Annotated in this window: 15 protein-coding genes and 1 pseudogene; 3 read left to right on the plus strand and 13 right to left on the minus strand. The window is 53.9% G+C overall.

Annotated features, from left to right (window positions below; genetic code table 11):
• Window positions 1–50: 50 nt before the first annotated feature.
• The 7 genes and pseudogenes from JRF57_06760 to JRF57_06790 form a co-directional block, all read right to left on the minus strand.
• The gene (locus JRF57_06760) at window positions 51–482 is read right to left on the minus strand and encodes an arsenate reductase ArsC (protein MBW2303400.1); all 432 of its coding nucleotides are present in this window, start codon (window positions 480–482) and stop codon (window positions 51–53) included.
• A gap of 46 nt (window positions 483–528) precedes the next feature.
• Window positions 529–1,035, minus strand: a complete 507-nt coding sequence (locus JRF57_06765; protein ID MBW2303401.1) for a SoxR reducing system RseC family protein — start codon at window positions 1,033–1,035, stop codon at window positions 529–531.
• A gap of 120 nt (window positions 1,036–1,155) precedes the next feature.
• Window positions 1,156–1,497, minus strand: a complete 342-nt coding sequence (locus JRF57_06770) for a hypothetical protein (GenBank protein MBW2303402.1) — start codon at window positions 1,495–1,497, stop codon at window positions 1,156–1,158.
• 80 nt (window positions 1,498–1,577) lie between these two features.
• The gene (locus tag JRF57_06775) at window positions 1,578–2,063 is read right to left on the minus strand and encodes a DoxX family membrane protein (GenBank protein ID MBW2303403.1); all 486 of its coding nucleotides are present in this window, start codon (window positions 2,061–2,063) and stop codon (window positions 1,578–1,580) included.
• A 408-nt stretch (window positions 2,064–2,471) separates the two neighbouring features.
• A complete protein-coding gene (arsB, locus tag JRF57_06780; protein ID MBW2303404.1) occupies window positions 2,472–3,566 on the minus strand; it encodes an ACR3 family arsenite efflux transporter in 1,095 nt (364 codons plus the stop codon).
• Between the two features lie 42 nt (window positions 3,567–3,608).
• The gene (locus tag JRF57_06785; GenBank protein ID MBW2303405.1) at window positions 3,609–3,842 is read right to left on the minus strand and encodes a TM0996/MTH895 family glutaredoxin-like protein; all 234 of its coding nucleotides are present in this window, start codon (window positions 3,840–3,842) and stop codon (window positions 3,609–3,611) included.
• Window positions 3,843–3,860: 18 nt separating this feature from the next.
• Window positions 3,861–4,334, minus strand: a pseudogene (locus JRF57_06790) (permease).
• 451 nt (window positions 4,335–4,785) lie between these two features.
• On the opposite strand from JRF57_06790, the gene JRF57_06795 reads away from it, so the two are divergent.
• Complete coding sequence (locus tag JRF57_06795) at window positions 4,786–5,163, plus strand: J domain-containing protein (GenBank protein ID MBW2303406.1); 378 nt, start codon at window positions 4,786–4,788, stop codon at window positions 5,161–5,163.
• A gap of 17 nt (window positions 5,164–5,180) precedes the next feature.
• Here JRF57_06795 and JRF57_06800 read toward each other — a convergent pair whose 3' ends face one another.
• The 5 genes from JRF57_06800 to JRF57_06820 all read right to left on the minus strand — a co-directional run bounded on the left by JRF57_06800 (window position 5,181) and on the right by JRF57_06820 (window position 10,786).
• Entirely contained in the window at window positions 5,181–6,653 is a 1,473-nt protein-coding gene (locus tag JRF57_06800; GenBank protein ID MBW2303407.1) for an SLC13/DASS family transporter, read from the minus strand.
• Between the two features lie 116 nt (window positions 6,654–6,769).
• Window positions 6,770–7,156, minus strand: coding sequence for a response regulator (locus JRF57_06805; protein ID MBW2303408.1), 387 nt, complete (start codon window positions 7,154–7,156; stop codon window positions 6,770–6,772).
• Window positions 7,157–7,369: 213 nt separating this feature from the next.
• Window positions 7,370–7,711, minus strand: a complete 342-nt coding sequence (locus tag JRF57_06810; protein ID MBW2303409.1) for a dinitrogenase iron-molybdenum cofactor biosynthesis protein — start codon at window positions 7,709–7,711, stop codon at window positions 7,370–7,372.
• Window positions 7,711–9,003, minus strand: coding sequence for a sigma 54-interacting transcriptional regulator (locus JRF57_06815; protein MBW2303410.1), 1,293 nt, complete (start codon window positions 9,001–9,003; stop codon window positions 7,711–7,713). Before JRF57_06815 ends, JRF57_06810 begins: the two co-directional genes overlap by 1 nt.
• Before the next feature lie 400 nt (window positions 9,004–9,403).
• On the minus strand, window positions 9,404–10,786 hold the full coding sequence (locus tag JRF57_06820) for a response regulator (GenBank protein ID MBW2303411.1): 1,383 nt from the start codon (window positions 10,784–10,786) through the stop codon (window positions 9,404–9,406).
• A gap of 443 nt (window positions 10,787–11,229) precedes the next feature.
• Here JRF57_06820 and ftsY point away from each other — a divergent pair, with 443 nt between their 5' ends.
• Entirely contained in the window at window positions 11,230–12,192 is a 963-nt protein-coding gene (ftsY, locus tag JRF57_06825) for a signal recognition particle-docking protein FtsY (GenBank protein ID MBW2303412.1), read from the plus strand.
• Between the two features lie 20 nt (window positions 12,193–12,212).
• Here ftsY and JRF57_06830 read toward each other — a convergent pair whose 3' ends face one another.
• Window positions 12,213–13,196, minus strand: a complete 984-nt coding sequence (locus JRF57_06830; protein ID MBW2303413.1) for a glycosyltransferase family 9 protein — start codon at window positions 13,194–13,196, stop codon at window positions 12,213–12,215.
• 138 nt (window positions 13,197–13,334) lie between these two features.
• Between JRF57_06830 and htpX the strand changes: the two genes are divergently transcribed.
• Window positions 13,335–14,261: a zinc metalloprotease HtpX gene (gene htpX, locus JRF57_06835; protein MBW2303414.1), complete on the plus strand. Its 927-nt coding sequence runs from the start codon at window positions 13,335–13,337 to the stop codon at window positions 14,259–14,261.
• Window positions 14,262–14,962: the final 701 nt, after the last annotated feature.

Below are 14,962 nucleotides of genomic sequence, written 5' to 3' on the forward strand. Positions count from 1 at the left end.
GACAGGTCAGCAGACTCAAACCTTAGGACCCGCCTTCCTTCCCCTCCCCTTCAAGACAAAATTTCTGGAAGCCTTTTCACGAATGCCCTTATCTCGTCCCTGACCCTGCGATAAGGTTCCATGGCCTCCTCTTCGCTGGCCGCCCTTTTTGCAATGGCGGGGGGATCATCGAAGCCTTGGTGGAGAAGCCTGGTCTTGGCGGGAAAGAGAGGGCAGACTTCCCGGGCATGGTCACAGAGGGTCACCACATATTCGAATTCCATGTCAGCCAGGGATTCCAGGTCTTTGGATCCTTGTTTGGAGATATCAATTCCCACTTCCGCCATGACCCTGACGGCCCGGGGGTCTACTCCCTTTGGTAGAACACCGGCAGAGTAAGGCTCATACATGTCACCCCTGAGATGCCGGGTCCAGGCCTCAGCCATTTGGCTCCGGCAGGAGTTCCCCGTACATAGAAACAGCACCTTTTTCTTGTTGTACATTCGCTCGGTACCTACGGCTCGATGGATATCCAAAAAGGAGGAAGCTTCAGCGATTCAAGGCACACCCGTCACAAAGAAAAGACGCCGGTTCGGAGGATTGCTGATTACAGGGCGGCGGCATACCATCCCCCGGCCTGATAACCCGTTGGATGAAAGGCCGGTTTTTTGCCGCGTTCTTCCTGAAGATCATGATACCGGGAACCAGGCCCAAAAGTAGTCCTGTAATGGCGGCCAAGAAGCCGAAATTGGTCCCAAAAGAAAAGAGTACGGCCATGACTACCCCGAAAAGGGCTCCTAGACACGGCAATCCGATCAGCGCTGCTGCATTTTTCAGTAAAATGCCCGGGTCTCGGTATAGGGCTACCCAGTCCCCGGGCCTGGCTCCGGCCTTGTTGAGTGCTTCGATGACGAGAGTGGCGCTGTCCGTCGCGCAATGGCAGACACGGCGGCTGACTTCAGGCGCTCCAGGGATCCCGGACTCTCCGGGCCGGATGATGACTTCTGCCATTCCTCTTTCCTTGAGCGCGGAAACAAGGCCTTCATACTTGGGCATGACAAACTCCTTTTCCTCTTTGGGGCGTAAGGCCCTGCCAGGGGAGTGACACGGAAAAGATTTCAAGATGGGGGTTGGGGGTCCCATCCCGCTTGAAAGGATGGACGTGCTTGCCGCCCATTATACTCTCATGAGTTCCTCCTGGACCATCCGCAGGAAAAGTTCGGGAGAGCCCCGTTCTTCCCGGAACTTTCGTGCATCGAAAAACAATCGTCCAGCCCTCTTCTTGACAAAGGTGCTGCACCGTTTCCCGTTCAGATAGGCCAAAGCTAGGCCCTTTTCACTGACATACTCGCTGAAATCAACGAGGGAGGAGGGGACGTCTATTGGGTGAAGATACCCTGGGATCAAGAACTCGGCGCTTTCGTATGAGATCCGGGCCATTTCTTGAAGAAGTTTTTCAGGATCCAATCCGCCCGGGAAGATTTCAATGGTTTCATCATCGATTTTCACAAATTCCATGGTCCTTTTACCTCGGTTGTATCAAGCAAGGAGCCATGAATCCTGGAAAGACCAGGGGGTCTGAATCAGTGATCCTGTCATTATCGGGTCTCCTCCCATTTTCCGCTGGAATGGTGTTTTTTCGCAACCGCCCCGTACCTGTAAAGGAGGAAGATGGCAAGGGCCAGAAACACACCGTCTCGAAAGATGTACCATACCATGGGTGCCCCCGTTCCAGGTTCCCTCGAGGTGGTGAAACACCCGCACTGGATATCCAGCCCCCGGGCCAGGTTGAAAAGGAGGGCACTGAAAAAGATCAAGAGCAACACCGTTCCCAGGAGCGTAGCCCCGGGCAGCCAAAACCCCAGGATCAAGAGGAGTCCCAGAAACAATTCCAGCCAGGGCAGGACAATGGCCGCAAGGTTGACCCAGGTATCGGGGAGGATTTGATAATTGGCTATCACTTCGGCAAAGGCCGCAGGCTGCTGGATCTTGTCGATGCTCGCGTAAAGAAAAACGAGCCCGAGGAAGATCCGGCCGCATACGGCCAAGATGCCTTTTATCCTATAGTGAGTCTTAGTTGCCATGGATGTTTTTCCATGAGATAGGGCTTAAGGCCGTGAAGGTTTCCTGATAACTATATTTCTAGCCAAATTATGCGTGAACGCTTGCCCGCCTCGGGCGCGGCCTGTCCAAGAAAGGGTAAAAGGATTTTCCCGGAGCGGCCTATTTTGGCTCTGGAGCAGCCTGCCTGCCGCAGGCAGGGAGAGCGGAAGAGCCAAAATAGGCAGTGAGCGGAGCCATGGACGGCGTAGCGAACGTAGCGGAGGAAATATCCTTTTACCCTTCATCTATCGGGTGCTGCCAGGATGCTTTAACATATTGTAATAAAGATAAATTTCAGCATTAATGCATAATTTGGGTTCTATATTCCCCGCAATCTTTATCTAACCGTAAGGGTTCATTTAGGTCAAGATTCCGGTGGTCTCTTTCAATCATGGTTCGCAGGTCAAGTGGCACACACCGGTTGGGGTTTCCACAGCGAATGGGAAGTATTTCTTTTTAAACCAAAGGGCCACGTTGACAAGGCTGATGAGGACGGGCACCTCGACAAGAGGCCCGATGACCGCGGCAAATGCCTGGCCGGAATCGATCCCGAATACGGCCACTGCGACGGCGATGGCCAGTTCGAAGTTGTTGGACGCCGCAGTGAAACTCAGTGTTGTGGATTGTTCATAGGTGGCGCCCGCCTTCATGGAGAGAAAAAAGGAGGCGAAAAACATCACCACGAAGTAGATGCCTAAGGGGACGGCGACCCGTATGACGTCCAAGGGGAGCTGCACGATATATTCTCCCTTGAAAGAGAACATCACCAGGATGGTGAAGAGCAGGGCGATCAGGGTGATGGGACTTATCTTGGGGATGAATTTTTTTTCGTACCATTCTCTTCCCTTCGTGTTGAGGCCGATGATTCTGGTAAGCACTCCCCCAAGGAAAGGGATTCCGAGGTAGATGAACACGCTTTTGGCGATTTGACCGATGGAGATGTTTACCACGGTTCCCTTGAGGCCGATCCACTGGGGAAGAATCGTGATAAAAATATAGGCATAGAGTGAAAAGAAGAGGACCTGAAATATCGAATTGAAGGCCACAAGCCCTGCGCAATACTCCCGGTCTCCTGCCGCCAGGTCGTTCCAGACGATGACCATAGCGATGCATCGGGCCAGGCCGATCATGATCAGGCCCACCATGTATTCGTGATGCCCGGAGAGAAAGGCGACTGCAAGGGAGAACATGAGGATGGGACCGATAACCCAATTTTGGACCAGGGAGAGCAAGAGAACCTTGACATTCCGGAACACTTGGCCCAGTTGCTCGTACTTCACTTTGGCGAGAGGTGGGTACATCATGAGGATCAGGCCGATGGCTATGGGAATGTTGGTGGTCCCTATCTGAAAGAAGTTGATTACACTTCGGATGCCTGGGAAAAAGTATCCCCACATGACCCCCGCAAACATGGCCGAAAAGATCCAGAGGGTCAAAAATCTGTCTAAAAAGGATAGTTTCCTGGAAATTTTTTTCGATGGCATGCTCCCCCTCCCGATAGGACGGACCGCAAGTGATCCGTCCTGTCAACCCTTTAACCAACTTATGATTTCATCCTTGCCGGGAATCTTTCCCACGCTTTTTACCTCTCCGTCCACCACCACGGCCGGGGTGCCAAAGACCCCGTAGGTGGCGATTTCCAGGACGTCGGTGACCTTCTCTACATTGGCCTCGACACCTGCTTCCTTGACCGCCTCCCTGACGTTTTTTTCGGTCGCCTGGCACTTAGGGCAACCGGGTCCCAATACCTTGATTTCCATACAGATCCTCCTTTCATTTCAGCCGGCCATCCATCCGTAAAGCATGCCGGCGATAGTGGAAAGCATGATAATGATGATACAGAAGGTCGCCGTCTTTTTTACACCCAGCACCCCCCCGATCACCAGCATGTTAGGGAGAGAGAGGGCGGGGCCCGCCAGGAGGAGGGCAAGCGCGGGCCCCTTCCCCATGCCGGCCCCCAGGAGTCCCTGCAAAATGGGGACTTCCGTGAGGGTGGCGAAGTACATGAGGGCCCCTGCAACCGAAGCTAAGAGATTGGCCCAAAGCGAATTCCCCCCAACGAGTGACTGGATATAATGTTCAGGGATCAGGGCGGGGTGTCCCGGCCGACCCAGCATGAATCCGGCCACCAGCACACCCGCTCCAAGGAGGGGAAAGATTTGCTTCATGAATCCCCAGGTGACCTGGACCCAGCCAACGCGTTCGTCTTTCCTGAACCAGCCCTTGAGCATGAAGGCCAGGATGATCACCACCAGCTTGGTTTTTTCCTTCATTTGGATTGATCTCCTCCTGTGAATCAACCGCTGCCAGGGTTAGGGTAACGTTTGCCAGGTATCACTGCATACCGATATATTGATATGATACCCCTTGGAACAGACGGCGTCCTCAATCGAGAATCAGGCAGTATCCATTGCAAAATATATCGAGTAGGTCTCTCAAATTGGAGAGGTTGGGATAGAAAAATATGAAATTATATTCTTATTTGGCAATATAATATTGTCCCGTAGGGTGTCAAGGGGTTTTTTGGATGGAGGGGCATGGGGGAGGGATAATGAGCAGGAAGGTTTGGGTCAGCCCGAGCCCGGGTTAAAGACATCCCTCGAATCGGATTGACATCGAGAACCTGGAAAAGGATGATGGGGGGGCCTCAAAGAGCCCCTGACCATTGCAGAGTTCCATTCTATTCCGGGAGGAAAGCCCCAGATGGACCTTTTAAAATGCTACGAGACCCTTGGATTGAAAGAGAAGGCGACCCTTGCGGATGTAAAAGATGCCTACAGAGACCTTGTCAGTGTATGGCACCCGGATCGCTTTTCAGACAATCCCCGCCTTCGTCGCAAGGCCGAAGAAAAACTTAAGGAAATCAATTCGGCCTATGAAAGGCTCGTTTCCCACCTGGAAGGAAAGTGTAAAAGCTCCTTCCTGAAAGAAGGGGGTAATGCCGGGAACAGGAGCACAACGGAGGCTGTTTTCGAGGTCGGTACGTACCTTGTATTGTCCGCCTTCTCAAACATCTCCGAGGCTGCCCGCCGTTTCTGGCACGAGGCAAGACGACCTCCGGAAAAGAAGAGGCCGCGGTAAAATATCCCACACCTCTCTCATCCCCCTATCGTCACGGGCATGCCCATCAAGGGCCAGAGGAACATGACGGCCAGCCCCACGACTATTAAGAGCATGATGCTGGCCGGTATGCCGTAAAGGAAAAACTCGCCCGTTGTAAACTGCTTGGATTCGTATGCGATGGCATTCGGGGCCGCTCCCACGAGAAGAAGGAAAGGCATCCCGGCCGCCACTAGAGAGGCGAAAAGTATTACTTCCCCTGCAACCCCGAGATAGGGTGCGATGACCAAGGCCACGGGAAGTGAAATGGCGATGGCCGCGACGTTCATGATGAAGTTTGTCATCATCATGACGAAAAAGGTGATGCTCATGACGAAGATGAACCAGTTGGATTCCTTGAAAATGGTCAGCCAGTTGACGGCCAGCCATTTGGCGGCCCCTGTTTCCCACAGGCAGAAGCCGATACTCATGGCCCCGGCGAAAAGAAGGATGATGTTCCATGGAATGTCTTCGAGATCATCGATGTCCAGGATTCCCGTAACGAAAAAGAGGATCGTGGAGATCAGTATGAGGGCTGTTTTATCCACAGGTTTCAGGGCCGGGATAAAGGAGCGCAGGGACATGGTGATGATGCATCCGAAGACGATGATCGCGGCGATCAGTTCCTGCCTTGTGATGGGGCCCAGGTCCTTGTTCAATTGCCTCGCCCGATTTCTGAGTCCGGGAATGGTCTTTTTTTCGGGCCTCAAGAAGATCATGAAGAAGGCCCAGAGGGCGAAGGTCATGATCCACCCTATGGGAAACATGTAATACGTGAGCTGGAAAAATGTGATTTCCTTGCCCATGATGTCCTTGAAAAAGCCGAGGGCCACGGCCCCGCGGGCGGCACCGAGCAGGGTTACGATGCTCCCGGCCCCCGCCACGTAAGCCATTCCCATGAAGAGCCCCTTGCCGAACTTCGTCCGTTTGTTCCCTTCCCCGTAAAGAGCATAGATGGAGACCAAGAGGGGGTAGATGGTGGCCGCGACGGCGGTGTGGGCCATGATGTGGGCAAGGGCGGCAGTGACCAGGAAACAGCCTAGATAGATCATACTGGTCCTCTCACCCACCACCATCAACATCTTGTAAGCAAGCCGGCGGGTCAGCCCTGTTTTTGTGAAGACAAGGCCGATCACCATGGAGGCGAAGATGAACATGACGGAAGGGTCCATGAAGTCCTTGAAGGCCGTCTTGGCGGGGCGGATGAGGAACAGGGCCTGCAGAACGCCGATGGCGAGGCTTGTAACCCCTATGGGGACCACCTCGAAAACCCACCAGGTTCCGGCCAACAAAAAGACAGCCAGAGCCCCTTTGGCCTCCTTGCTCAAAGGAAAATGCTTCCCCATTGGATCCACGGCATCAGGCCAGGGCGGGGCCCAGTAAACCACGGCGAACAAAGTTATGCCGATAAATAGAAAGAGAATTTTCCTCCAGTTCACTCCGGAATTTATCTTGATGTTCTCACTGCTCATAGAATTTCTCCAAAGTTCAAGAAGAATGTTTTCAGATGAGAAAAGTGTTTCAAATCAATGACTCCGGTGTCTTTCGGTTTTTATAACGGAGGGAGCGGAATTCCTTGCAACACCCCTTATCCGGCCCTCTCTCTGCATGCCCTCCGGACGCTGGCGATCAACGCATCCAGTTCGAAGGGAATCAGGAAATCGTCATAAACCCCCAGCCTCATGGCTTCTATGGAAAGATTCATTTTTTGGGGGCTGTTCAGGGTGATGATGCGGGTGGTCGGGCTGATCCCCTGGATGATTCTGATAAGGGTCAGGCCTTCCTGCCCAAGTCCCTGAAGCCACAGGATGACCACGTCAAAGTCGCTGTTCGCAAGCAATTTCATGGCCCCCGATTCCCACTCCGCCTCCACGACCCGGAAGGCCGCCTTGCGTAAGTGCGGCCCGATATGGCACTTGGATTCGATGTTCGAATTGATGATGAGTACCTTTGGAGTCATGGATGGTCCGATCATCGGGGAATCTTTAGGGTATCCCGGGCTGTGCCCTCCCTTGACCCCCTTGTATTAACGCAAAAACCGGACCAAATTTCAAATCCTGTTAAAACAGGAGGTTGTGGGCAAAATATCAGAAGCGACGGGAAATTTGTTTCTAAATGAAACAAATCGAAACACAAGGGTTGCAGGGTGAAACACCTTGCTCTGCTGCGGATTCCGGGGAAGATAGCCCTAGCCGGGAGGATGCAGGATGTCGCCGCTTTTCAGCCTGCCGCGGCAGTAACGTTTCAGAACCTCCCGGCTGGGGCCGATCACGTTGTCCAGGACCTGGACCTTTTTCCAGATCAGATAATCGTAATATTCTTCCTCAATGCCGCCGCAGATCACGGTGTCCACACCCTCGGTCATGATCAGGTGACAGAGTTCTTCCGAAGAAGGATGGGGCAGGATCAATATCCTTTCTTCCGGATTCCTTGTCCCCTTTCCCCGTTTGACTACGAGAACTTCGGTCGCCAGGTCGAAGCGGGGGGCCACATCATTTTCGTGAAGGGGTATGAGGATTTTCTTCGGCATCATCCGTCCAATCCATGGGCCTTGATTTTTCTCCAAAGGGTGCTTCGGCCCCAACCCAGCATGCGTGCCGCACGGGTCCGATTTCCCTGGGCCTTCAAGAGGGCGTCGGCGATCAACCTTCTCTCCATGTCCCGCCATGTCCCGACAGGTGCAGTGGGGATTTCTTCCCCGGGTTTTGTGTCTTCAAAAGTCTTTTTCTCCTCAGTATCAGTAGGAGAGAAGGATTGGGGTTCGGTGAGATAGGCTGGTAGATGTCTTGGGTAGATCAAGCCCTCCCGACAGATATTGACGGCATATTCCACGATGTTTTTGAGTTCCCTTACGTTCCCGGGATAGGGGTACCGGGTCAGGAGGTTGAGGGATCGGGCCGAAAACCCCCGAATGCGGCTGTTGAACTTGGTGGTAAAGGTGTCAAGAAAATGCTCCAGGAGCAGGCGGATGTCGCCCTGGCGTTCACGAAGGGGAGGAATCCGGAGGCGAAGAACGTTCAGCCGGAAAAAGAGATCCTCCCGGAAAAGGCCCTTTTGTACCATGTCCTTGAGATCCCGGTGGGTTGCCGCGATGATTCTGACATCGGCCACAAAGGCCTTTGTACTTCCCAGGGGAAAAACGGTCCGGTCATCCAGAAAGGTGAGGAGCTTTACCTGGAGGGGCAGGGGCAGGTCGCCGATCTCCGTGAGATAGAGTGTCCCATGGTGGGCCAAGTGGAACCGCCCGATTTTGTCCTTTACGGCTCCGGTAAAGGCCCCTTTCTTGTGCCCGAAGAGTTCGGATTCGAGGAGGGTTTCAGGCAGGGCCCCACAGTTGACCTTGACGAAGGGTCCTTTGGCCCGGCTGGAGGCCTGGTGGATGGCCTCCGCCAGCAAGTCTTTCCCCGTACCGGTTTCCCCTGTAAGGAGTACGGAAGAATCGCTCTGGGCGATGACCGGGAGGATCTGGAAGAGTTTTTCCATCTGAGGGCTCTTCCCGATAATATTTTTGAATTGATACGCACTGCTGAGTGTTTCGTCGAGCTCCTTCAGGGGTCGGAGATCTTCCACGGTTTCGATATAACAAGACGGTGTTTTCCTGTTATTATAAACCGGGCCAAGCGTGATTCGGACGGGGACGCGTTTGCGGTCTCTGTTGAGGAGGTCGCTTTCCATGCACAGGGATTCGGTGTTTGTCCTCAGCCCTGAGATAGGACAAGCTTCAAAACAGATTCTGCTTCGAATCACCTGGTGGCAAGGCAGTTCCCTGGCCTCATCAAGGCTCAACCCGACGATGCCTTCCATGATATGGTTCATGAACATCAGACGACCCTGAGAATCGATCAGTGCGATTCCCAGAGGGATCTCGTTCAGAAGCCTGAAAAGATCGATAGTGAGTGGGGGGAAATCCTTTTGGACACGGGATCTCCTGCGAGGCGCTTTTCCCTTTTGGGCAGGTTGGATGGCCTTGTTTTTTGGCAAAGCGGATCTCCGTTTCCCATGCCGGCCATGAACCCCTCACCGTTCCATCCTGGCGTTGAGATGGAGAGCCGGGGCCGGGAAATTCATTCCTTCCCCGAGGATAAACGGAAATGAACCGCGCAGAGCGGCTTAAGCATTGACCGGATGAATAGTATGGAGAATCTCCCTTGCGAGTCAAGGGAAAAGGAGGCTTTGGGAAAATGAGCCGATGGGGATCCGTAAGGGATGATAATCATCCCCGTTATTGACCCGACCCGAGGGCCTTTTCCAGGGGAATCTCGGAAAATATTTCCAGAAATACGTCGGCGCATTCGGGGCAAAGCTGGGTGCCCCGGACATCGCGGATGATTTCCAGGGCCTTTTCGTGCTCCATTCCCTTCCGGTAAGGGCGGTCACTCGTCAAGGCGTGGTAGGTGTCCGCAACGGCCGTCATTCGCGCCCAAAGGGGGATTTTTTCGCCCTTGAGCCCATGGGGATATCCTTTGCCGTCGAATCTCTCGTGATGGTGAAGGATGACGGGAATAAGAGGGCGGATACTTGGAATGGGACCCAGGATATTGGCTCCTACCACGGGGTGTTCCCGGATGACCGCGAATTCTTCCCTGGTGAGGGGCCCGGGCTTAAGTAATATGCCGTCGGGGACACCGATTTTTCCCAGGTCGTGAAGCCTACCCCCAATGACCAGTGACTCCTTGTCCTCGGAAGAGAGTTGCATCCGGGAGGCCATCTCCGCGACGATCATGGAGACGGCCTCGGAATGGCCGCGGGTATACTGGTCCCTGGCCTCCAGGGCGGCGATGAGGCTGGTGATGCTCGCGATCATGAGCCTGCGCTCGGTGTCGAGCCTTTCCTTTTCCTTGAGGAGAAGGCGGAAGTGGTCCGACAAGAGCTTTTCAACGGTGATGACGAGCTGATCCAGATTGAAGGGTTTGACCAGGTAAGCGCTGGCTCCCCACTGGAGCATCCGCCGCATGATGGCCCTTTCAGCATTGGCGCTCATGATCACGAAGGGTATCCCAGCCAAAGCGGGGTCGGCATGGAGGGCCTTGCACAGCTCGACACCGTTCATGCGAGGCATGTCGATATCACTGAGGATCAGGTCCGGCGGGGTGATTTTCACGATCTCAAGGGCCTGAAGACCGTCTTCAGCGGTCTGGACCATAAATCCGGCATTTTCAAGCCCTTTTTTTACAAGGGAGCGAATGGTGCCTGAATCGTCGACGACCAGAATTCTCCGATCATGATGGAAGCTGGCCTTCTCAAGAACCCTGCGGATGGTCTCATGGAGTTGTTCCTTGGCCTCCGATTTGGATACATAGGCCGAGGCCCCCGCCCTGAATCCCCTCTCGATATCCCGGTCGCTGTCAAGGGAACTCAACAGGATGACCGGGAGCCCTCTCGTAGCAGAGTTGCTTTTAAGGGATTCGCAAAGCGCAAATCCATCCATGTGTGGCATCTCGACATCGGATATAACGAGATCGAAGGGCTGGGAAAGGGCGGCCTCGAGTCCCTGGCGGCCGTCTTCGGCCTGGGTCACCTGCGCGCCGAACTCTTCCAGTTGTTTCGTCAGAATACGGCGGATGATGGAACTGTCGTCTACGATGAGAACCTTTGGAGAATTCATCCCGCAACCCCCGGGACCCAAGGGTGTATCGAATTTAAAAGAGCCCCCGGGCCATTAGGTCCCGGGAGAAAAGATCGGATCCTGCTCCAGGCGGAGATGTCCCCTGTTCGCCAAAACCGGGAAAAGCGCGTAAAAGGTGCAGACGGGTCTTTCATGGCGATGCAGGAAACAAGGCTCTTCCCCGCCCTTTGTTTTCATCGACCGGGACGGGGTATTTCTTTAGTGATCATCCATAAATGGCCTTTTCCCCCAATCTTTGGGCCCGGCTGGACGTCCTATGCAGACAAGTCCGGCTCAAACCGGGGTTGTTTTTTGGGGCGCCATTCACTATTTTATGCCCACGGTTTCCGGGGGGATCTGAAAATTTTTTGGAATATGAAAGGACGGAAGCCAAAGGACAAAAAAGAGGAGGAGATCTTGAGGGAGGCAAGGAGTGCACGGAGATGATCAGATTGTTTAAAGGGAAGAAGGAAAAGGAAGCCCGGGGAAATGGAGGGTTTTTTCAGCGGCTCAGGCAGGGACTATCAAAGACTCGGTCCGGGCTCGCGGGGAGTCTGGACGCCCTGTTTTTCGGTAAAAAGGAAATCAATGATGAACTTCTGGAACAACTCGAGGAGGTCCTTTTCACTTCGGATCTGGGGGTGGCGACGACACAGGAATTGATCGACATGGTTCAGGACCGGGTAAGCCGGAAGGAACTGGACAAGCCGGAAAAGATTCGATCCCTCCTGAAGGAGCAGATCCGTGCCTTTCTGGAGGTGGAGGATGTCCAACACAGGACGCCTGCACTCGGAGAGCCCCTGGTAATCATGGTGGTGGGGGTGAACGGTGTTGGTAAGACCACGACTATCGGGAAGATCGGCAACCTTTTCAGAGAAGAGGGGAAACGCGTGATTCTGGCAGCTGGTGACACCTTCCGGGCGGCCGCTGTTGAGCAGTTGGAGATCTGGGGAGAGCGCATCGGGGCCGAAGTCGTGAAGCAAAAGGAGGGTGCTGATCCATCGGCGGTGGCCTTTGACGCCGTAGCCGCCGCCCTGGCAAGGAAGGCCGACGTAGTCCTGATCGACACGGCTGGCCGACTCCATACCAAGAGCAATCTCATGGATGAGCTTGAAAAAATCCAGCGGGTCACCGGCAAGAAATTGCCCGGTGCTCCCCATGAGGTTTGGCTCGTACTGGATGCGACCACCGGCCAGAACGCCATCGCCCAGGCACGGATATTCAACGAGACCCTGGGGGTCACAGGGATCATTTTGACCAAGCTGGACGGAACGGCAAAAGGGGGTATCGTGGTGGGTATCTCCCACGAGCTCCAGATTCCCATAAAGTTCATCGGAATCGGCGAGAAGATGGATGACCTGCGGCCCTTTAACGCAGGGGATTTCGTTGAGGCCATCTTTGATTGAAAACTTGTCTGAGGATTGCGTCAATGACAAGTGAGAGTCAACAAGGCGGGATCTGGGGGACATCCCAGCAGATCCGAGGCCGCCTGGAGGATTCGCCGGGTAAGGGCTGGCCCGTGCTCCCTCCCTCTTATGACCCTGACTCGGGGTCCCAGGGGTTTCCATTGAAGGGGAGAAGTCTCTTTGAAAAGTGCGATGGTGGGCGTTCCCAGGAGGGCGGCCAGATGGGTGACCCCGCTGTCGTGGCCGATATAGAGGAAGGCCCTTTCAAGCAGGGAGATGAGATCTGGAAGTGGCGGGGAAAAAATCAACCTTCCTTCAAATCCGTTTTGCCGGAAGAAGGGCATAAGCGCGCTTTCCGCCTCCCCGAGGAGGCATTGGATTTCGTGGTCTGGCCCAAAAAGGGAGGCGAGTTTTTGGGTGAGATCCAGCCAGTATCGGGGCGGATGATTTTTTGAGAGGGACCCCGAGCCGGGATGAAATAGCACAGTTTCCGTCCTGCCGCCCTTCTCTTCTCTTTTGAGGAGGGCCCTGCGGGAGGCCTCCTCCAGGGCGGCTTGAGGATGGAGGGGGGCGCCAGCATGCTGGAGGCATTGCGCCAGGTAAAGGGCCGTATGAACGGATTCCTCTTTGGGCGGGAAGGGTGGATAGAGATGGATTTTCGTCCGGGGAAGGAGGATTGAAAGACTTTCGCGTGCCCGGCCTTCTGGATCGCTCAGAAAGGCGACGGCAAGCTCTATTTCCTTAACAGATAGGAGTGGGAGATCTTCCGGGTCATTGTTGAAGAGGGTATGCCATCCTTGACCCTCGTAGTCCAGGCAAAACCGGACTCCGGGAAGGGTTTTGAATACCCCGATCCCGGGCGATCTGCCGACCAGGACGAGATCCGCCGACCCTCCCATGGTTGCAATTGAAGGGGCAAGCATCAGGGTATCCCCCAGAGCCCCCGGACGGATGATCAGGATTCTTTTTCGTGCATCCTCTTGTTTGAAGTGATTCTCCTGCATACGGGACCTTCACCCTTTTGGGATTCTGGACAAAAATATCGACAAATTAGTTGTTTATCAAGGAAATCAACGGCCTTGACAGAGACTCTTCCATGGTTACCTTGAACGGCGTTGAGGTGATTTGAGGGAGGAAAAGAGATGAACAGCATGAAAACAGCATTTCTGCTGGGACTGATGACCGCCCTGATCGTATGGCTCGGCGACCTTTTCGGGGGAAGGCAGGGAATGGTGCTGGCCTTTATCCTGGCCATGGGGATGAATTTTTTCAGCTACTGGTATTCAGATAAGATGGTGCTCGCAATGTATCGAGCCAGGCAGGTTTCACCCGGTGAGTATCCCGAGCTCCATGAAATTGTCCGGACCCTGGCCCAAAGGGCCGGTCTTCCTATGCCCAAGGTGTATGTGATTCCTGAAGAGTCCCCCAACGCCTTTGCTACGGGCAGGAATCCGGATCACGCAGCCGTGGCGGTCACGAGCGGTCTTTTAAAACTCATGGACCGAGAAGAACTGGCAGGCGTCTTGGCCCACGAGATGGCCCATGTGCGTAACCGGGATATCTTGATAGGTTCCATCGCCGCCACCCTGGCGGGGGCCATCATGATACTGGCCAATATGGCACGATGGACCGCCTTTCTCGGAGGAGGATATGGAAGCGGCGACGATGAGGAAGGAGGGTTGGGGATCGTAGGGCTGCTGGTGATGTCCCTTCTGGCTCCTTTGGCTGCCATGCTGATCCAAATGGCCATTTCCAGGTCCAGGGAGTTTCAGGCCGACGCTACGGGAGCATCCTTTGTGGGGAGGCCTGAGGGGCTTGCGAGGGCATTGGAAAAGCTGGGGGCCTATTCGAGAAGAGTCCCCTTGCGGGCCAATCCGCAGACAGCCCATATGTTTATCGTTAATCCCCTTGCCGCCGGAAAACTGGCCCACCTTTTTTCCACCCACCCCCCTTTGGAAGAGAGGGTCGCCCGTTTGCGGGGATACCGACCGCCTTCCATAGCCGGAAGATCGGCGGAAGATCAGGGGAGAAGGCAGGCCGAGGAGGTGTGGCGGAATCTCACCGGATGAATCCATCCGGAAGGGAGAACTCGGAACTTTCATCGAAAAGAGGGATGGAGAAGTGCCCATCCCTCTTTTTTTCTTCCGTAAGGATAGTAAGTTGGTAAGGAGTTCAATGTATGATATGTTTTCAGTAGAAGTTCCGGTTTACGGTTTTAAGGGGTAAAGGGCCAGGAAGGGAGAGGCCGGGAACCATTTTTATTTGTGTGCAAGAGGATTTAAGTCAATGGGGAGAAATTCGAATATTGTATAATTTTTTGAAAATATTTTAAGAAATACACAGCCAAACAAAATAATATTGACAAATTATTCAACATCGTCTAATGGATGACGGATATCCATGAAATCCAGCTCCGACTTTAGGAAAGGCTTTCATAGGCAAGTCCCTGATAAGGATCAGGAATGCATATCTTCGGTATTTATGTTGTGATCGAGGGAGATATGCTGAGTCAGGGATCCCAATTTTCTATTCTGGAATCTTCTTGTTTTTATCCACCAGGCCCAAATCTTGAGGCGTCGTTAGTGGGCAAGGGGAGTTGCGGGTTAAGTAAGTATTGCCTCCCCCCAGTGGCAAGTGAGCGAGACCTTTGAAAAACGTTCAATTTTGTTCAAGGTCAAGGAAGGCGAAAATTTTAACCATCCCGCTCAGAATACTAAGCGGGACAGGCATCCATACATTGAAGTATTTCGAGGATTAAAATTTGTCCGCG

It is taken from the genome of Deltaproteobacteria bacterium, assembly GCA_019310525.1.
Classification (GTDB): Bacteria; Desulfobacterota; DSM-4660; order Desulfatiglandales; family HGW-15; genus JAFDEE01.